At 56.6% G+C, this 19,448-nt stretch carries 18 protein-coding genes; 13 read left to right on the top strand and 5 right to left on the bottom strand.

Annotated elements, in window-relative coordinates:
- Positions 1-208 precede the first annotated feature (208 nt).
- The 5 genes from xylF to ACTJKZ_RS19500 all read left to right on the top strand — a co-directional run bounded on the left by xylF (position 209) and on the right by ACTJKZ_RS19500 (position 7,157).
- On the top strand, positions 209-1,201 hold the full coding sequence (gene xylF, locus ACTJKZ_RS19520) for a D-xylose ABC transporter substrate-binding protein (RefSeq protein WP_161733285.1): 993 nt from the start codon (positions 209-211) through the stop codon (positions 1,199-1,201).
- Between the two features lie 28 nt (positions 1,202-1,229).
- Positions 1,230-2,750: a xylose ABC transporter ATP-binding protein gene (locus ACTJKZ_RS19515; RefSeq protein WP_161733283.1), complete on the top strand. Its 1,521-nt coding sequence runs from the start codon at positions 1,230-1,232 to the stop codon at positions 2,748-2,750.
- Positions 2,743-3,927 (top strand): xylose ABC transporter permease XylH, encoded by a 1,185-nt coding sequence (gene xylH / locus ACTJKZ_RS19510; protein ID WP_440829965.1) that lies wholly within the window; start codon positions 2,743-2,745, stop codon positions 3,925-3,927. Before ACTJKZ_RS19515 ends, xylH begins: the two co-directional genes overlap by 8 nt.
- Before the next feature lie 93 nt (positions 3,928-4,020).
- Complete coding sequence (gene xylR / locus ACTJKZ_RS19505; RefSeq protein ID WP_440829964.1) at positions 4,021-5,199, top strand: D-xylose utilization transcriptional activator XylR; 1,179 nt, start codon at positions 4,021-4,023, stop codon at positions 5,197-5,199.
- 506 nt (positions 5,200-5,705) lie between these two features.
- Positions 5,706-7,157, top strand: a complete 1,452-nt coding sequence (locus tag ACTJKZ_RS19500; RefSeq protein WP_253420571.1) for a sugar porter family MFS transporter — start codon at positions 5,706-5,708, stop codon at positions 7,155-7,157.
- Between the two features lie 27 nt (positions 7,158-7,184).
- Here ACTJKZ_RS19500 and ACTJKZ_RS19495 read toward each other — a convergent pair whose 3' ends face one another.
- From ACTJKZ_RS19495 to ACTJKZ_RS19475, 5 genes are all read right to left on the bottom strand, one after another.
- Positions 7,185-8,318, bottom strand: a complete 1,134-nt coding sequence (locus ACTJKZ_RS19495; protein WP_285086906.1) for an ROK family transcriptional regulator — start codon at positions 8,316-8,318, stop codon at positions 7,185-7,187.
- Between the two features lie 199 nt (positions 8,319-8,517).
- Positions 8,518-9,258 carry a DNA replication protein DnaC gene (dnaC, locus tag ACTJKZ_RS19490; protein WP_033734618.1) on the bottom strand — a complete coding sequence of 247 codons (741 nt, stop codon included), beginning with the start codon at positions 9,256-9,258 and terminating at the stop codon, positions 8,518-8,520.
- Positions 9,258-9,794 carry a primosomal protein DnaT gene (gene dnaT / locus ACTJKZ_RS19485; RefSeq protein ID WP_161733275.1) on the bottom strand — a complete coding sequence of 179 codons (537 nt, stop codon included), beginning with the start codon at positions 9,792-9,794 and terminating at the stop codon, positions 9,258-9,260. The genes dnaC and dnaT overlap by 1 nt, the downstream gene beginning before the upstream one ends.
- 111 nt (positions 9,795-9,905) lie before the next feature.
- Complete coding sequence (locus tag ACTJKZ_RS19480; RefSeq protein WP_161733273.1) at positions 9,906-10,586, bottom strand: hypothetical protein; 681 nt, start codon at positions 10,584-10,586, stop codon at positions 9,906-9,908.
- Between the two features lie 74 nt (positions 10,587-10,660).
- On the bottom strand, positions 10,661-11,290 hold the full coding sequence (locus ACTJKZ_RS19475) for an autotransporter (protein WP_237566694.1): 630 nt from the start codon (positions 11,288-11,290) through the stop codon (positions 10,661-10,663).
- A 211-nt stretch (positions 11,291-11,501) separates the two neighbouring features.
- Here ACTJKZ_RS19475 and ACTJKZ_RS19470 point away from each other — a divergent pair, with 211 nt between their 5' ends.
- From ACTJKZ_RS19470 to ghrB, 8 genes are all read left to right on the top strand, one after another.
- Positions 11,502-12,068: a DNA-3-methyladenine glycosylase I gene (locus tag ACTJKZ_RS19470; RefSeq protein ID WP_440829963.1), complete on the top strand. Its 567-nt coding sequence runs from the start codon at positions 11,502-11,504 to the stop codon at positions 12,066-12,068.
- A gap of 110 nt (positions 12,069-12,178) precedes the next feature.
- Entirely contained in the window at positions 12,179-12,841 is a 663-nt protein-coding gene (locus tag ACTJKZ_RS19465; protein ID WP_161733267.1) for an OmpA family lipoprotein, read from the top strand.
- 134 nt (positions 12,842-12,975) lie between these two features.
- A complete protein-coding gene (locus ACTJKZ_RS19460; RefSeq protein WP_440829962.1) occupies positions 12,976-13,959 on the top strand; it encodes a LacI family DNA-binding transcriptional regulator in 984 nt (327 codons plus the stop codon).
- A 65-nt stretch (positions 13,960-14,024) separates the two neighbouring features.
- Entirely contained in the window at positions 14,025-15,050 is a 1,026-nt protein-coding gene (locus tag ACTJKZ_RS19455) for a LacI family DNA-binding transcriptional regulator (RefSeq protein WP_440829961.1), read from the top strand.
- A 139-nt stretch (positions 15,051-15,189) separates the two neighbouring features.
- Positions 15,190-15,939 (top strand): sugar phosphate isomerase/epimerase family protein, encoded by a 750-nt coding sequence (locus ACTJKZ_RS19450; RefSeq protein ID WP_440829960.1) that lies wholly within the window; start codon positions 15,190-15,192, stop codon positions 15,937-15,939.
- A gap of 9 nt (positions 15,940-15,948) precedes the next feature.
- Positions 15,949-16,908, top strand: a complete 960-nt coding sequence (locus tag ACTJKZ_RS19445) for a sugar kinase (RefSeq protein ID WP_440829959.1) — start codon at positions 15,949-15,951, stop codon at positions 16,906-16,908.
- 32 nt (positions 16,909-16,940) lie between these two features.
- A complete protein-coding gene (locus ACTJKZ_RS19440; protein ID WP_150014500.1) occupies positions 16,941-18,221 on the top strand; it encodes an MFS transporter in 1,281 nt (426 codons plus the stop codon).
- Between the two features lie 212 nt (positions 18,222-18,433).
- Positions 18,434-19,408: a glyoxylate/hydroxypyruvate reductase GhrB gene (ghrB, locus tag ACTJKZ_RS19435; RefSeq protein ID WP_260059638.1), complete on the top strand. Its 975-nt coding sequence runs from the start codon at positions 18,434-18,436 to the stop codon at positions 19,406-19,408.
- The last annotated feature ends 40 nt before the right edge of the window (positions 19,409-19,448 follow it).

Raw genomic sequence — 19,448 nt, 5'->3', positions numbered from 1 at the left:
TGTTATTCACCTGCCTTTTTATCATTGTCACTCTTTTGTCCGAAAAAGATGAAACCTCGATCGCGCTCATAAAAAATGAAATAAACCAAAAAACGTAATAGCCGGATAAAAATCAGTAATTGCTGTGACCGGAAAATAAGGGCAACAATTCATCCGCCTGGTTTATCGGCCTGCGATAACAATAGCCTCCACCTACAGGATGATCACAATGAAGATGAAATATGCACTGTTTGCCGCCTGCGCGGCGCTGGCGCTCTTCAGCCAGACCAGCGTGGCAAAAGAAGTGAAGATCGGCATGGCAATTGACGATTTGCGCCTCGAGCGCTGGCAGAAAGACCGCGATATTTTCGTTAAACAGGCGGAGACGCTGGGCGCTAAGGTGTTTGTTCAGTCGGCGAACGGCAACGAGGAAACACAGATGTCGCAGATTGAAAATATGATCAATCGCGGTGTCGATGTGCTGGTGATTATTCCCTACAACGGTCAGGTGTTGAGTAATGTTGTCGCTGAAGCGAAACGTGAAGGCATTAAAGTGCTGGCCTATGACCGAATGATAAATAACGCCGATATCGATTTTTATATTTCGTTCGATAATGAAAAAGTGGGCGAGTTGCAGGCCGAAAGCATTGTGAAACAGGTGCCTAAGGGCAACTATTTTCTAATGGGCGGATCGCCGGTGGATAATAACGCCCGCCTGTTCCGCGCCGGACAGATGAAAGTGTTAAAACCTTATATCGATAACGGCAGCATTAAAATTGTCGGCGATCAATGGGTCGATGCCTGGCTGCCGGAAAACGCCCTGAAAATTATGGAAAATGCCCTGACTGCCAACGGCAACCATATTGATGCGGTGGTGGCCTCTAACGATGCCACTGCAGGCGGTGCGATTCAGGCCCTGAGTGCGCAGGGGCTGGCCGGAAAAGTGGCCATCTCCGGACAGGATGCCGATCTGGCCGCGATTAAGCGTATCAAAGCGGGCACCCAGACCATGACGGTGTACAAACCGATCACCGAGCTGGCCACTGAAGCGGCGAAAATTGCGGTCGAGCTGGGCGAGGGCAAAATGCCCGCCAGCAACAGCAAGCTGAATAATGGCCTGAAAGATGTACCGTCGCGACTGCTGAAGCCGATTCCGGTCAACAAAGACAATATCGAAAGCACCGTGGTGAAAGACGGTTTCCACAAACAGAGCGAACTCTGACCGCGCATAGCGTGAGGGAGAACAGTCGATGCTGCTGGAAATGAAAAACATCACCAAGCGTTTCGGTGCTGTGAAAGCGCTGAATGATGTCAGCCTGCAACTTGAGGCAGGTGAAGTGATGTCGCTGTGCGGTGAGAATGGATCGGGCAAATCGACGCTGATGAAAATCCTGTGCGGACTCTATCCGCACGGTGATTTTGAAGGGAAGATTCACTTCTCTGGCGACGAGATTCAGGCGCAGACCATTCGCGACACCGAACGTAAAGGCATTGTGATTATTCATCAGGAGCTGGCGCTGGTGCGGCAACTCACCGTGATGGAGAACATCTTCCTTGGTGCTGAACTGAGCCGTTTCGGCATGGTGGATGATGAAACCATGACCCTGCGCTGCCAGCAGCTGCTGGCGCGGGTCGGGCTGAACGTCTCTCCCGCGACCCGGGTCGGTGAGTTAGGCCTGGGCCAGCAGCAGCTGGTAGAGATCGCCCGCGCCCTCAACAAACAGGTCCGGCTATTGATTCTGGATGAGCCGACCTCATCGCTGACGGAGCAGGAGACGGATGTGCTGCTGGGTATCATCCGTAATCTGCGTGAACACGGCATCGCCTGCATCTACATCTCCCACAAGCTGAATGAGGTAAAGGCGATCTCTGACACCATCTGCGTGATCCGTGACGGCCAGCATATCGCGACCCGTCCGGCGGCGGGTCTGAGCGAAGATGACATCATCACCATGATGGTCGGACGCGAGCTGACCGCGCTCTATCCTCACGCGCCGCATCAGGTTGGCGATGTGATACTGAAAGTCGATAACCTCACCGCCTGGCATCCGGTTAACCGCCACATCCGCCGCGTTAACAATGTCTCGTTCACGCTCAGACGCGGTGAGATTCTGGGTATCGCCGGGCTGGTGGGCGCAGGCAGGACCGAAACGGTGCAGTGTCTGTTTGGCGTCTGGCCAGGACGCTGGCAGGGTGATATCTGGATCAATGGCCAGCAGGTCAGCATCACCGATTGCCGCGCTGCCATTGCGCACGGTATCGCGATGGTGCCCGAAGATCGCAAAAAGGATGGCATCGTGCCGCTGATGGCGGTGGGCAAAAATATCACCCTGGCGGCGCTGGACCAGTTCAGCCACCGACTCTCAACGCTGGATGAAGCGCAGGAGCAGCAGGCGATCAACGACGCGATCACCCGCCTGCGGGTGAAAACCTCCTCATCAGAACTGCCGATTGGCCGTTTAAGCGGCGGCAACCAGCAGAAAGCAATTCTGGCGAAATGTCTGCTGCTCAATCCAAAAATCCTGATCCTCGATGAACCGACGCGCGGCATTGATGTGGGCGCACGTCAGGAGATCTACCTGCTGATCAATGCGCTGGTTCAGCAGGGTATCGCGGTGATTGTGATTTCCTCTGAGCTGCCGGAAGTGCTGGGCCTGAGCGATCGGGTGCTGGTGATGCATGAAGGGCAGATCAAAGCCGACTTGATTAACGATAACCTGACTCAGGAGCAGGTGATGGAAGCTGCCCTGCGGAGTGAACATTATGCTTAAAAGTGAACGTACCCAAAGCCGCCTCTCCGGCACGCCGGGCAAACCGTCACCGGGCAGGTTCACACTGCCTAATCTGCAGGTTCTGGTGATGCTGGGCGCGATTGTGCTGATTGCGCTGTTCTTTACCTGGACCACCGACGGCGCGTGGCTCAGCGCGCGTAACGTTTCTAACCTGCTGCGTCAGACCGCCATTACCGGCATCCTGGCGGTGGGCATGGTGTTCGTGATTATCTCGGCGGAGATCGACCTGTCAGTCGGCTCCATGATGGGGTTACTGGGCGGCACGGCGGCGATATTCGACGTCTGGCTCGGCTGGCCGTTGCCCCTGACCATCGTGGTGACGCTGGTGATGGGGCTATTGCTCGGTACCTGGAATGGCTGGTGGGTGGCCTACCGTAAAGTGCCGTCGTTTATCGTCACGCTGGCGGGAATGCTGGCGTTCCGCGGCATTCTGGTCGGAATTACCGACGGCACTACGGTTGCGCCCATCACGCCGGGCATGTCGCAGATTGGACAGAGTTATCTGCCGGGCGGCGTCGGTTTCGGCTTTGGCGTTGCCGGTCTGGCGCTGTTTATGCTGTGGCAGTGGCGTCTGCGTCTGCGTCGTCAGCAGCTCGGACTGCCGCAGGGCCCAGCCAGCAGCACCGTAGGGCGTCAGGCGATCACCGCCATCTTAGTGCTCGGTGCTATCTGGTTGCTCAACGACTATCGCGGCGTACCGACGCCGGTGTTACTGCTGGCCGTACTGTTGCTGGCGGGCATGTTCATGGCCACCCGCACCGCATTTGGCCGTCGTATCTACGCCATCGGGGGCAACATTGATGCTGCGCGGCTGTCAGGCATTAACGTGGCGCGCACCAAACTGGCGGTGTTTGCCATCAACGGTGTGATGGTGGCGATTGCCGGGCTGATCCTGAGTTCAAGGCTGGGCGCCGGTTCGCCATCGGCGGGTAACATCGCAGAACTCGACGCGATTGCCGCCTGCGTGATCGGCGGCACCAGCCTGGCGGGTGGTGTGGGGTCGGTAGCGGGCGCGGTAATGGGTGCCTTTATCATGGCCTCGCTGGATAACGGCATGAGCATGATGGATGTGCCGACTTTCTGGCAGTACATCGTTAAAGGCGCGATTCTGCTGCTGGCGGTGTGGATGGATACCGCAACGCGGCGTCGGGTGTAATCGCGCGGGCGATCACATTGTGGCGCAAACAATTTTTTTGCCCCTTTCAGCCGTGTTATGCAATGCGCTGAGGATTTAAGGGAACGCGCCACCATGCATGATAAACGCTATCGCATTACACTGCTGTTTAACGCCAATAAAGTGTATGACCGCCAGGTTGTTGAGGGCGTCGGAGAGTATCTGCAGGCGTCGCAGACTGACTGGGATATCTTCATTGAAGAAGATTTCCGCTGTCGCATCGACAATATCCGTGAGTGGCTGGGCGATGGCGTGATCGCCGATTATGACGATCGCTCCATCGAAAGCCTGCTGTCGAATGTCTCTGTGCCGATTGTCGGCGTTGGCGGTTCTTACCATCGGCAGGAGGATTATCCACCCGTGCATTACATCGCCACGGATAACGCCGCACTGGTGGAGAAAGCCTTTCTGCATCTGAAAGAGAAGGGCATTAACCGCTTTGCCTTTTATGGTTTACCGGCCTCCAGTGGCAAGCGCTGGGCACAGGAGCGGGAACAGGCGTTCCGTCAGCTGGTGGGGCGCGAGCGTTATCAGGGCGTAGTCTATCAGGGCATGGAAACCGCGCCGGAAAACTGGCAGCACGCCCAGAACCGTCTCGCCGACTGGCTGCAGACGCTGCCGCCGCAAACCGGCATTATCGCCGTCACGGATTCACGGGCGCGACACCTGCTTCAGGCGTGCGAACATCTGAAAATACCGGTGCCGGAGAAGCTTACGGTGATCGGGATTGATAATGAGGAGCTGACCCGCTATCTGTCACGCGTGGCGCTCTCGTCCGTGGCACAGGGCTCACGACAGATGGGCTATCAGGCGGCCAAACTGCTGCATCGGCTGCTGGATAAGCATCCCCTGCCACTACAGCGCATTCTGGTGCCGCCCGTAAAAGTCATCGCCCGGCGCTCGACTGACTTCCGTTCTCTGCGCGATCCGGCAGTGATTCAGGCGATGCACTACATCCGTTTCAACGCCTGTAAGGGGATTAAAGTGGAGCAGGTGCTGGATGCGGTCGGGCTGTCACGCTCTAATCTTGAAAAACGCTTCAGGGATGAGACCGGCGACACCCTTCATGCAATGATCCATCGCGAAAAGCTGGAAAAAGCCCGCGAACTGCTGGCTTCCTCGTCGCTCAACATCAACGAGATCTCGCAGATGTGCGGCTATCCTTCGTTGCAATACTTCTACTCAGTCTTCCGCAAAAGCTACGACACCACGCCGAAAGAATATCGGCAGCACTTTGGGGAAAACCTGCTTTAACGACAGACCGGAGTAAAGAACGCCCGGATTTTCATGTAATGGGCAGGATGAAAATTATATTTCATCCTGATGCCTCGCTGTCAGTTCAGAGGCCATCTTCGCAGGCTTAATCTGCCAGCCGGAACGGCCCAGCCTCATTAGATTTAGAGCTTAAAAATCAGCATTTAAGGCAGAGGGCTGGCGGGATATTTTATCAGTCCCAGACGGACCGCTTCAGACGATATTTCTTCTGTCATCAGGTATTTACCCTTGATGGAAAAACCTCATCGCCCGGGTTATCTTTTACCTCATTGATTAATATGATCTTTATTAAGGATTATCACTCAGCAAGTTTATAATTTTTTCCAACCTGCCTCACACTTTCGAAAGAATTAATCCAAATTTCCCCATTTAGAAAATATATTTCACGGGTGTCTGCTCGCTGAAATTCCTGAACCTCTGACCTGTCACGCCTCCTGTTACTGAACCGATGCGGTTCAGGCAGTAGAGAAAAGGAGCCTGTAAAAATGGAAACCCGGCAAAAACGTTACAACATGAAATATGTCCTGCTCTGTTGCACCGTCGCCGCTTTTGGTGGCCTGCTGATGGGCTATGACTCGTCGATTATCTCTGGCGCTATTGAGCCGCTTAGTGACTATTTCCAGCTGACCCCGGCAGAAACCGGCTGGGCAGTGTCTAATATCCTGCTTGGCAGTCTGGTTGGCTGCTTTATTGCGCCAAAGCTGAGCGATAAATTTGGCCGCAAAAAATCGCTCGCTATCACGGCGCTATTGTTTACTGCCTCGGTGGTGGGGACTGCCATCGCCCATAACTTCTTCACCTTTGTCGCCTTTCGTATTCTTGGCGGATTAGCCATTGGGCTGGCCTCGGTGATCTCGCCAATCTATCTGGCGGAGCTTTCACCGTCGAAGTATCGCGGTCGCACCAGCGCGCTCTATGCGGTGTGCTGCGTCGGTGGGCAATCAGTGGTTCTGCTCACCAACTACTATATTAATAAATCGATGCTGCCAGAGATGATGGTCGATACAGGCTGGCGCTATATCCTGGCAACCGCGCTGGTGCCCTGTGCGCTGTTTATCTTTTTCATTGCTTTTATACCAGAATCACCGCGCTGGAACGTTCTGAAAGGCAAAGACAAAGAAGCACTGGATACGCTGAGCAAAATCTCTGACCCGGTCCATGCCCGCACCGTTTTCAATGAAATTAAACACTCTTTCTCTGATGAGGCGGCGACTCGCCATAAATCCCGATTCCGCCTGAACAAAACCACGGTGCCGTTGCTCATCATTGGTGTCGGACTGGCCGTCGGCAATCAGATTAGCGGCATCAATGTGATTCAGTATTTCGGGCCAACGTTGTTGAAAAATGTGTCCGGCAGCACGGATTCGGCGCTGCTCCAGACCTTCTGGCTTTCCGTATGTCAGTTTGCGGGTGTGCTGATGGGTATGGCGCTGATTGATAAAGTCGGGCGTCGTAAGCTGTTACTGCTGGGGGCGATTACCTCTGCCGTTTTCCTTGCCTATACGTTTATTGCTTTCTATTACCGTTTGCCCGGCTTGCTGGCGGTGGTGGGACTGTTTGCCTATATGGTTTTCTTTGGCATGACCTGGGGACAGATTGTCTGGACCGTATTGGGCGAGCTGTTTCCGACAGAAATCCGCTCAATCTGTGTCGGCATCTCCATTTGCGCCATGTCGATGGCCAATTTTGTCATCAGCACCACATTCCCGATTCTGAACAGTAATGCTTTTCTGCTTGAGATTTTCCACGGTGGCTTCCCGCTGTTACTGTTTGCGCTTTTTTCACTGGCTATGTACTTCTTCACTTTCCGCTATCTGCCGGAAACGGCTGGGATGCCGCTGGAGAAAATTCACGCGCGTGTGCTGGAGAAGTTTAATGTTGACCCGCGTGAGGTGGGCGAACGGACAGATGCACCGGTCAGTGAGACGCGATCATAAAGAAGAGGGCAGTCTGTGGGGGCACGCTCACCCCACCCGCTGCTCACTCTGTTCCAGCACCGCCAGCGCCAGCCCGTTAGCCGGGTCAATCCGGGTTTCCGGGAAGTGCAGCTGAGTGTGCGCGGCGGTGAAGGCCAGCGCGTTGCCGTGTGCTGTATCGCGCACCGCCTTGCAGAAGCGCTCACTGACGTTCCACGGACAATCAATGATGATGGTGGCGGGATTGAGCAGCAGCATAATCTGACTCAGCGCCGCGCCAAGATAGCCACCCGCCTGCGTCATCACCTCATCCACCACGCGCGGAGCGCTGTCGCGGTTCTGCCAGCTCAGGCCCGGCTGACGCTGCGCCAGCTGCTGATTCACCGTGGGCTTGCTGACCAGCGCTTCCAGACACCCCCGGCGGCCGCAGCTGCAGCGTGGCCCTTCAGGCTGGACAACCAGATGTCCTGCTTCGCCCGCCGTCCAGCTATGTCCGGTAAATACCTGCCCCTGTTGTACCAGAGCGCCGCCAATCCCCTCGGAAATACGCAGATAAAAATGACCGCTTTCCGGCGATAATCCACTTTGCTCGACAGCCAGTAGCGCAGCAGCTTTAACATTATTCATAATGAGGATGGGCAGACGGACGTGCTTGCGCAGCGTGGTCAGCAGGTCAACATCCTGCCATTCCAGCGGCAATGAAATATGCATCCAGCCGCGCCGGGGATCGACGATGCCGGGGAAGCCAAGGCCAATACCGAGCAGGTCGGGATAACGTTCTGTGAGTTCCCGGCACAGCATAGCCAGTTCAGCCAGCAGGCGAGTCGGGTGACGGGTATCGGTGCGCAGCGTCGCTTCTGCCAGCACCTGTGAAAAGTAGTCGCAGACGCGCCAGTGGATTACGTTGCGTTCCACCATGACGCCTGCGCTCTTAAGCTTTTCCGGCCGCAGGGTGATCCCGATTTTAGGCCGTCCGGCTGCTGCGGCGCTGACCGGCCCCAGTTCCTCTATCAGACCCTGCTCCAGCAGGTCATCAATGATTAATGAGACCGTGTTTTTGCTGAGGGTCAGCGCCTCCGCCAGATCCTGACGGGACGTCACGCGCAGCTTACGCAGCTGAGCCATCACCCGTTTCTGGTTATTGAGTCGCAATAGTGCGGGGCCTTTGCCGTTCGTTTTCATCACGGATTCACCCAACAGAGGAGTTAGAATTGAGTGTATCAGCCCCGGCGTATTCTTCATGCCACACTTTTGCGGGCTGTTTCACACAACCCGATCGGATGTGGCTGAGATCGTGACGGCGATCAGATCGCCGGATTAACGCCGGGTTTTCTGCTGTACCGGCGGCCTCATTAGCGCAATGACCCGGCGTAGCCTCTGTTTAATACTCGTCGCCGCGCACCCGACTGCGATAGCTTTCCCAGTCGAAACGCACCCACAGGCTGTTGCCCAGGCGCATACGGTCCATGACGCGCTCGCCCAGCAGCGCATTCATGCCTGCATGGTCGAGGTTGGATAACATGCCGGTCGGGCGTTTCGATGAAGAACGGCGATCGACAATCTGGTTGATAATCACTTTTTCGTAGCGTGACTCGCTCTGCATACCGATCTCATCAATCACCAGCAGATCAACACTGCTGAGATCCTGAATCAGTCGCTCTTCGGTAATGCCGCTGCTGCCGCTGAAGGTGCCCTTCATGCTCGACATCAGATCGGCGACCGTCACGATCAGCACGCTTTTACCGCGCAGGATCAGGTCATTACCAATCGCAGCGGCCAGGTGGTTTTTACCGGTGCCAGGACGCCCGGAAAAGACAAAACTGGCGATGCTGCCATCAAACTCAGCGGCGTACTGACGTGCCAGCTCCAGCGCTTTGCGCTGTCCCTCGTTCTCGACCCGGTAATTATCAAACGAGCAGTTCATGTGCAGCTCGCGAATGCCGGAACGGCCCATCACGCGCTGCATCTTCATTGCGCGGTTCTCACGCACAATGGCCTCTGACCGCAGACGACCCTGCTCCTGATTCCACGCCAGCAGCTCTTCGCCATTGGCAAATTTAGGACGGGTGCCCGCAGGCATCATTCTTTTCAGACGGTTAAAGAGATCATCTGGCGTTTTCATCATTCACCTCGGAAACCATCGGGAATGGTACGGTCTGGATCAGGCAACTGCGTGATATCACGCTTCGGTTGCCCGCCGTTTGCGGCGCGGTTCATCTGAATGCTGCGCGCCAGCTTCTGTTGCCACTGCACATGATGGAACATCCGGCCTTCCGCCTGCCAGTAGGCCACAAAGGCCGCCAGCTCGCCGGGCGTCACCGGTTCACTCAGCGCCACGCCCCAGATGGCGGCCTGACGCGTAAAGTCGGCATCCGGCTGCCAGCCCGGATACATGGCGAACTTGCCTGCTGGCGTGTGGATTGCGGCGGGCGCATCGTCATAGAGGCTGTCATCCAGTGCGACATCATTCGGCTGCCGGGCGGCGGCTTCCAGCGACAGCAGCTCAGCCAGACGCGCCGGCGTGATGGCGTACATCACCGGCGCATAATTATCTAACACCGCCAGCGTGCCCTTTTCCGCCTGCTGCAGGGCAGTCAGCGGATCCTGTCGGAAGGCATCCAGGCCAATGAGCGTTGAAGTTAAGATTTTAGCTGACATGAAAAGACCTGAGGTTAACGAACACCTTGCGCCGGGAACCTGTCGCCGACGCAGAAGTGTTTATTGTACCTGTTTTGAGGGTGCGGATCGCTTAAAAAGCAAGAGTGCGGATCAGTGCGAGGTGACCGGAGAAGTGGCGTGGCGGGCCGATGCAGATTCAGTGGCGCGCACGCTGACGGCAGCGGCGGCCGGACGGGTCTGCCATAAATAGCGCACCGAGGCGAGCCAGCAGAGGCTGTATCCCAGAAGCTCGGTCCCCTCTTCGGCCATGTTTTTCACCACGCGGTTGTAATCGCCCAGCATCAGGTGCTGCCACAACGCATGAATACCAAACAGTCGTGAGAAGACCAGCACCACTAAAAAGCCGGAGGCCATCACCGGCCAGCTGCGGTGTTGCAGCAGCCTGGCCAGCGCATGCAGGGTTTTTTTCGGCGTCCGCAGCGCGACGGCCAGGCAACCGGCCGTCACCGCCAGGGCGAACCAGATCCAGCTGCCATGCTGGATGGCATCAAACACAAAGTCGAGCTCACGGATCAGCATACAGCTATAGAAGCCCGCCACTAAGGTCAGCGCGCCGCGCTGAGCCGGACGGCGCTGGGCCGCAATAAAGAACAGGGCGGCAATCACCGCCAGCATGATTTCCTGGGTGGTTTCAGTAAAAGAAGTTTCGTGCAGCGCATCATTCATCCAGGCCACATCAATATAGATGGGCAATATCATCAGAGCGAGGAAGAGTGCTGCCAGTATGAAGACCGTCATTTCACGGCCAATAATAGTCAAATCGTTGCGCATTTTGTTACCAGTATAATGATTAGCGGACTCATTATATTTTAAACGCCCGATTCTCTTTCTCTTTTCATGCCCCGCTAGAAGCTGGCGCTAAAGCCAAAGGTGTAAAGTTGCTGCTCGTCGTTGTTCAGCGCTTCGCTTTGTGAAAATGACGCGAAAGCCGCCAGTTTATCGTTCAGTGGCATTTGTGCACCGATGCTTAAATCAATACCGTCAGACTGATCCGAGCCATTCGCCGCCTCGCGCCGGGGGGTCTGCGGCGTATCCGCCATCAGATAGTGGTAACTCAGTTGCGCCCAGGGCGATATCCATCCCTGCTGCGAATCAATGCGCCATCCGACGCTGGCGCTCTGCTCACGGCTCTGCTGATCGCTGTAGTCACATTGCAGACAGTTCATCTGCTGGGGATCGACCGCATACTGCGCCACCGGACCGGTGGTGAATGACGGCGCAATCGGCAGGTTAACGCCCGCCCGATAGCGTTTACCCAGCGGCGTAGTGCCTACGCTACCGGTTTCACTGTGCAGAGCGATGGGGGAAGCAGTGGGAGAATTAATCGCAGCTTCAAACAGGGCGCGGCTCTCATCGCTGAAAGCAAGTGGCGTCAGGGCGATCTTCTCCGCCAGAATTGTGTCGTAGTCGGGCAGAAAGTCAGCATGCTGAGGCGCAGAAATGCCGCCGCGGGCAAACGTCGGTTGCGTTAACATTAACAGCCCTACAGCACAGCAGGTCCGCAGACCTTTCCAACCGCTTCTCGGCAACATCGCATCTCCAGGCCAGGCTGAAGTTATTATCCGGCGTCTTAATGAATTTTTCGGGCCGTCTCTGTTATTTAACCGGTGATCGTTTAACTATCAACCGATTAATTCTAAGATCAAGCGGACCGCTAAAATATTCTCGTTATAAAGGAACAAAACGATGCAACGATGTGGCTGGGTAACGCAGGATCCCCTCTATCTGGCGTATCACGACAGGGAATGGGGTGTGGCGCAGAGAGACACGCGTGCACTGTTTGAGATGCTTTGTCTGGAAGGACAACAGGCGGGACTCTCATGGATTACCGTGCTGAAAAAGCGTGAAAATTATCGGGCAGCGTTTCATCAGTTTGATCCGCAGGCTATTGCGCAGATGGATGCTGCCGACATCGACGCGCTGATGCTCAACAGCGGCATTATCCGGCACCCTGGCAAAATCGCCGCCATTATCGCTAACGCTCGCGCTTTTCTTAAGATGGAAGCGAAAGGCGAGCATTTCAGCGACTTCGTCTGGCAGTTTGTCGATAACGTGCAAATTGTTCACCATTATCCTGATTACAGTCAGGCACCCACCACGTCAGAGCAGGCTATTGCGCTCTCGAAGGCGCTGAAGCAGCGTGGTTTCAAATTCATCGGCCCTACAATTTGCTACTCCTTTATGCAGGCCTGTGGGCTGATAAACGATCATCAGAGCAACTGTTTTTGCCATCCTGCCAATCAAAAGGCGTGATTCCCGGTAAATCAGGATTTTTCCGCACTACATTCTCTGTCACCAGACGGCATAATCGTGCCACTTATGGGAAAGGTTTTACCCTGTGTGTCAAATGTAAGGGAACAAAAATGCAGAAGAAATTAATCGCCATCACCTTGTTATTAAGCGGCAGTCTGGCCCTGCCAGGTTGTACCACCAATCCTTACACTGGCGAATCTCAGGCGGGTAAGTCAGGCGTGGGCGCGGGCCTTGGCGCATTAGTCGGTGCCGGTGTTGGCGTGCTCTCATCGTCAAAGAAAGATCGTCGTAAAGGTGCGCTGATTGGTGCCGCAGGCGGCGCGGCCCTGGGCGGTGGCGTGGGTTACTACATGGACGTGCAGGAAGCGAAACTGCGTGACAAGATGCGCGGGACCGGCGTCAGCGTGACCCGCAACGGCGATAACATCGTCCTGAATATGCCAAACAATGTCACTTTCGACTCCAGCAGCAGTAATCTGAAACCTGCCGGTGCCAACACTCTGACCGGTGTTTCAATGGTGCTGAAAGAGTATCCGAAAACCGCGGTAAACGTCGTGGGTTACACCGACAGTACTGGCAGTCGCGCGCTGAACATGCGTCTGTCACAGCAGCGTGCTGAAAGTGTTGCCAGTGCGTTAATCGGACAGGGTGTTGCCAGCGATCGCCTGCGCACACAGGGTGCAGGCCCGGATAACCCGGTTGCCACCAACAGCACCGAAGCAGGCAAAGCACAAAACCGTCGCGTTGAAATCACGCTCACCCCGCTGGGATAGTCGCGATCGCCCCCGACCGGGGGCGCACCTTTTCTGTAAAGCATCACGTTAAAAGCACCAGTAATGTGTCTGCGGATAGAGCCAGCAGAGGCCTTATGGTAGTCTGATCAAAAATTGATCAGTGGATTTGCCCCATGTCTCTTAAAGCCATCGCTGCAGTTTTAGGTCTTTCCGTTACGACTGTCAGCCGCGCCCTTAATGGTTATCAGGATGTCGCTCAGGAGACGCGTAAACGCATTGAAGAGGAAGCGCAGCGGCGCGGCTACCGACCTAATGCGGCGGCCCGGCGGCTGAAAACCGGCCGTGCTAATGCAGTAGGGCTCGTTTATCCGGTCATTGAATCTTCGCTGAGTGGTAGCGACTTCAGCGATATGCTGCTGGCACTGGATCATCATCTTGCCCGGCATGAAATTAACCTGCTGTTGCTGGCGGATAAACAGCAGCAGAGTCACTCAACCCTGACGCGCCTGCTGCGCAGTGGGGCCGCCGATGCCCTGATCGTCGGCCATACCACGCCAGATGACAGCCGACTGAATGCGCTAATGCAGACCAGTTTTCGCTTTCTGGCGCTGGGCCGCAGCGATCTGCCAGCCACCTATGCCTGGTTTGATGTTGATCACCTTGCCGGTTCACAACTGGCGGTGGGCTGGTCGCTGGCGCAGGGACGGCAGCGGATAGCCTGGCTCGGCAGCAATGAAAACAGCACGCGGGTACGTGACCGGCGTCAGGGTTATCTGACGGCGCTGGGTGACGTTGCGCCTTATGCGATGGCGGCAGTCGCACCGTCGCGCCGTGCAGGTTATCACCAGACGCGTGAGTGGCTGGCAGAGGACCCCGCGCCGGAAGTGATTATCACCGACTGCGCTGCGCTGGCTGAAGGCGCAGCCCTGGCGCTGCAGCAGGCTGGTCGGGCTACGGGCGAAGACGCCATTCTGCTTGCAGGCTGGGAAGGATTACCGCGTGATGCGATTCTCGATCATCCCATTGCTGCGATTTGCCAGGCAACGCCGCATCAGGCGGGTGAACAGGTGGCTGACATGGTTATCAGGCTGATCAATGGCGAACCGCCGGAAACGTTACAGACCCTGTGGCAACCCTGGCTGCAATTACCGGCCTAGCACTTTTTGCGCCGGGCTTCGCTTGTGCTAGTCTCTGCCGGGTTTCTTATTTCGCAGGATATCTCATGAAAATCAGGCCGCCTCGCGCCACCATCAGCGATGTTGCTCACGCGGCACGAACCGGTAAAACCAGCGTTTCACGCTATCTCAATGGCGAGCTGCATCTGCTCTCTGCCGACTTAAAAGCGCGGATTGAACAGGCCATTGCGGATCTCAGCTACCGTCCGAGTCAGATGGCGCGCGGCCTGAAGCGCGGACGTACCCGCCTGATCGGGCTGATTATCGCCGACATTACTAATCCTTATTCCGTCGATGTGATGAGCGGCATTGAAGCTGCGTGCCGGGAGCAGGGCTTCACGCTGTTGATGTGTAACACCAACAACGAAGTGGATCTGGAGCAGCACTATCTGCAACTGCTGAGCAGCTATCAGGTTGAGGGCATCGTGGTTAATGCGGTCGGCATGCGTGAAGAGGTGCTCAGCCATCTGCAACAATCCCTGCTGCCGATGGTGCTGATTGACCGCAAAATTCCCGATTTTCCCTGCGATGTAGTGGGCCTGAACAATGCCGAAGCGGCCGAAACGGCAACACGGCATCTGGTCGAGAATGGCTATGAGGCGCTGCTGTTTCTCAGCGAGCCCCTGGGCAGCGTGAATACGCGCCGCGAGCGTCTGCAGGCTTTCCGCCAGCTGCTGGCGGCGCATCCGCAGGTTGAGCATGAAAATGCAGAAGTGCCGCTGCACCAGCCTGCCGCACTGGATCAGGCGCTTCTGGCCTTCCAGCAGCGTCACAGCGGCAAACGCTGCGCAGTGATGGTGGCCAACGGCGCGCTGACGCTGCAGGTGGCGCGATCGCTGCAGCGGCTCAATCTGCACTGGGGTCGCGATATTGGCCTGCTCGGTTTTGATGAACTGGAGTGGGCGGCGCTGGCGGGTGTCGGCATTACCACGCTGAAACAGCCGACCTGGCAGATTGGTTTCAGTGCGCTGGAGCGATTGATTGCGCGCATCGAGGGCAGTGAACTGCCTGTTGCGGAGCAGGTCTTCTCGGGTGAACTGATCGTTCGTGGCTCCAGCCAGCCTCTGGGCTGAATTTCAGATTTAACCTTCTGTTTACATGCTCGCTTCGTGAGCACGATCATAATTTCACAGTTTGCTGCTTTGCTTTGGAACCGGTTCCATTTAGGGTTTTTCTATTCGTTATGGGCAGACCTCTGCCATGGAGTAGAACATGAAACCTGACATTATCGTGGTGACCGCCGCTTATGGCCACACGCAGATCGCCGCACTCGGCGGTCAGGCTGCGCTGCTGCCAGTCATCCGGCAGGCGGGTGCTGACGGGGTCGAAATCCGCCGCGAACTGCTTGATGATGCGGCGCTGGCCGATCTGCCGGCGCTGGCCAGGGCGATAGCGGAGCATCAGCTGCATGCCAGCTATTCAGTGCCGGATACGCTGTTTTGTGACGGCGGCGAAATCAATCCACGCATAACCCACTACGTTGAAGAGGCACGCCAGCTAAACGCTCAGCGGCTGAAAGTGGCGCTGGGAGACTTTACGAGTGCGCTGCCTCGCGAAACGTTGCAGGCGCTGCTGGCGGATCTGCCGTTTCAACTGACCGTGGAAAACGACCAGACCGAACATGGCCGACTGGCACCGTCCGTCGCGTTTTTCACGGCGGTGCGCGAAGCCGATCTGCCCATTAGCATGACCTTTGATATGGGTAACTGGTGCTGGACCGGCGAGGATGCCGATCAGGCAGCGACGCAGCTGGCCGCGCAGGTGGGCTATGTGCATGTTAAAGCCGCCGTGCCGCATCAGGATAGCTTCCGGGCGATTGCGCTGGATGAGGCTGATGACCACTGGCGCACGCTGCTGCAACAGCTGCCCGCCCGCGCGCCGCGCGGTATTGAATTTCCGCTGGAAGGCGACGATCTGACTGCGGTGACGCGCCACTACGTGTTGCTGCTGCGTAACGTGTAAGGAACAGATATGACGCACACTAATCATCACAACGGTCCACTTGATGTTGTCACCATCGGCGAGGCGATGGCAATGTTTATCGCCCGCGAGACCGGCGATCTGGCTGCAGCAGAGACCTTTGTTAAACGCGCGGCGGGTGCAGAACTCAATGTGGCGACCGGCCTGGCACGTCTTGGCCTGAAAGTGGGCTGGGTCAGTCGTATCGGCGATGACGCTTTTGGCCGGTTTATCTGCCAGCAACTGGAAAAAGAGGGTATCGATCACGGCTGTGTGACGGTCGATAAGCGCTATCCCACCGGATTTCAGCTCAAATCCAAAGTCGATGACGGTTCCGATCCGCTGGTGGAATATTTCCGTAAAGGCTCGGCTGCCAGCCATCTGTCGGTCGATGATTTTGACGCGGACTATTTCGGCGCGGCGCGCCATCTGCACCTCAGCGGTGTGGCGGCAGCGCTGTCAGAAAGCTCATTAGACCTGCTGAAGCACACCGCCAAAGAGATGCGTTCGCGCGGCAAAACCATCTCGTTTGACCCGAATCTTCGGCCGGTGCTGTGGCGCAGCGAAGAGGAGATGCGTAAGCAGCTCAATCTGCTGGCGGAGTATGCCGACTGGGTACTGCCGGGCGAAAAAGAGGGGCTGATTCTGACCGGTTATCGTCAGCCAGAAGCGATCGCGGATTTCTATCTCGACAGGGGGGTGAAAGCCGTCGTGATTAAAACCGGTTGTGACGGTGCCTGGTATAAAACCGCGCAGGGCGAACAGGGCCAGGTTGCGGCGATCAAGGTCGATAACGTGGTGGATACCGTGGGTGCCGGTGATGGCTTTGCCGTTGGCGTTATCAGCGCGCTGCTGGAAGGTCAGTCGCTGCCGCAGGCGATTCGCCGCGGTAACAAGATTGGTTCGATGGCAATTCAGGTCATTGGTGACAGCGAAGGTCTGCCGACGCGTCAGCAACTGGGCGACGTGTAGTTCGCGCCCCTCTACAGTCACAGGAGTTCCCGATGAAAAAGCAGACAATCGCGCCAAAACGCTGGTGGTTCATCATGCCCATCGTGTTTATCACCTACAGCCTGGCGTATCTCGATCGTGCAAATTTTAGCTTCGCTTCTGCTGCCGGGATTAATGACGATCTCGGCATCACCAAAGGCATGTCCTCGCTGCTGGGTGCGCTGTTCTTCCTGGGTTACTTCTTCTTTCAGATTCCGGGGGCGATTTACGCCGAGCGTCGCAGCGTCAAAAAACTGATTTTCGTCTGTTTGATCCTGTGGGGCGGCTGTGCCTCGCTGACCGGCGTGGTCAGCAACATTCCGATGCTGGCCGCGATTCGCTTTGTTCTGGGCGTCGTGGAGGCCGCCGTGATGCCTGCAATGCTGATCTACATCAGCAACTGGTTCACCAAATCGGAACGTTCGCGCGCCAACACCTTCCTGATCCTGGGTAATCCGGTCACGGTGCTGTGGATGTCGGTGGTGTCGGGCTATCTGATTGAATCCTTTGGCTGGCGTGAGATGTTTATCTTCGAAGGCATTCCGGCGGTGGTCTGGGCGATTGCCTGGTGGTTCCTGGTGCAGGATAAACCGGCACAGGCGCGCTGGATGAGCGATGCCGAGAAAGCGGCATTGCAGGCTGAACTGCAGAAAGAGCAGGAAAACATCAAAGCGGTGCGTAACTACGGCGAAGCGTTCCGTAACCGCAACGTCATCCTTCTCTGCCTGCAGTACTTTGCCTGGAGCATCGGCGTGTATGGCTTTGTGCTGTGGCTGCCGTCGATTCTGCGCAACGGTACGCAGATGGGCATGGTAGAAGCAGGCTGGCTCTCAGCGGTGCCGTATCTGGCGGCGACCATTGCGATGGTGGTGGTCTCCTGGGCGTCGGACAAAACCCAGAATCGTAAGCTGTTCGTCTGGCCGCTGCTGCTGATTGGCGCGCTGGCGTTCCTCGGCTCTTATCTGGTGGGATCAACGAATTTCTGGATGTCCTACACCCTGTTAGTGATTGCCGGTGCCGCGATGTATGCGCCTTACGGACCGTTCTTCGCCATTATTCCTGAGATGCTGCCACGTAATGTCGCCGGGGGTGCGATGGCGCTGATCAACAGCATGGGTGCGCTGGGGTCGTTCATCGGTTCATGGATTGTCGGCTATCTTAATGGAGCCACCGGCAGCCCGTCCGCGTCCTACATCTTTATGGGATCGGCCCTGCTGGTTTCGGTGTGGCTGACGCTGATTGTGAAACCGGCGCAGAACAAAGCGCCGCCGCTGCAGGGTGCCAAACCGGCCTGAAAGCGTAAACGCTAGAGATTGTTGACCCGCTTTGGCTCAGGGCACTGACACCGTCCGCAAAGACGCAAACCGCCATCCCTGGCCCGCGATGCTTTGCTACCGGTATCAGCGCCCATGGCCCTGGCGTCAGCAAACTAAAAGCGTAATCGTTAATCTCTGTTTCTTCGGGCGGCCTGCAAGCCGCCCGCAACTTATTGACCGGGAGCCACCGAATGAAACCCGCTGTAATTCTTTATAAAAAACTACCTGACGATCTCTATGCACGCCTGTCTGAACAGTGTGACGTGACGGAAATCAGCGATCTCTCGCCGGAAAGCCAGCAGCAGCATGCTGCGGTGTTTCAGCAGGCAGAAGGGCTGCTGGGATCGGGGGGTAAGGTGAATGGCGAGCTGCTGGCGAAAATGCCCAATCTGCGCGTCTGCTCCAGTGTTTCTGTGGGCTATGACAATTTCGATGTTGATGCACTGAATCAGCGTCACGTGGTGCTGATGCACACGCCAACCGTGCTGACCGAAACCGTGGCGGACACCATGATGGCGCTGGTGCTGAGCACGGCGCGCCGGGTGCCGGAACTGGATACCTGGGTTAAAGCGGGCAACTGGCAGAAGAGCATCGGACCGGCGCAGTTCGGCATCGACGTGCACCATAAAACGCTGGGTATTCTCGGCATGGGACGTATCGGGATGGCGCTGGCGCAGCGCGCGCACTTTGGCTTCGGCATGAAAATCCTCTACAACGCCCGCCGCGAACATGAAGAGGCGCAGTCACGCTTTGGCGCGCAGCGCTGTGAACTGGAAGCATTGCTGAAGCAGAGTGATTTCGTCTGCATCAGCCTGCCGCTGACCGAAGAGACGCATCATCTGATCGGCGCCGCCGAACTGGAACTGATGAAGCCGGATGCGGTGCTGATCAACGCCGGTCGCGGGCCGGTGGTGGATGAGCAGGCGCTCATCGCCGCATTGCAGGCGGGCAGGCTGTACGCTGCCGGGCTGGATGTGTTTGAGCAGGAACCGGTCTCAGCCGACTCTCCGCTGCTGTCGCTGCCCAACGTGGTGACGCTGCCGCACATCGGTTCCGCCACGCACGAAACCCGTTACGGCATGATGCAGGATGCGGTAGAAAATCTCATTGCCGCACTCGGCGGCAGCGTTGAGAAAAACTGCGTGAACCCGCAGGCACTGAAGTAATCCCTCGCCTTTCGATTGCGCCCGCCATCGGCGGGCGTTA

Origin of the sequence: Pantoea sp. 22096 (genome assembly GCF_052045955.1) — a bacterium.
Lineage (GTDB): Bacteria > Pseudomonadota > Gammaproteobacteria > Enterobacterales > Enterobacteriaceae > Pantoea > Pantoea alfalfae.
This window is presented reverse-complemented; position numbering and strand designations above follow the sequence as displayed.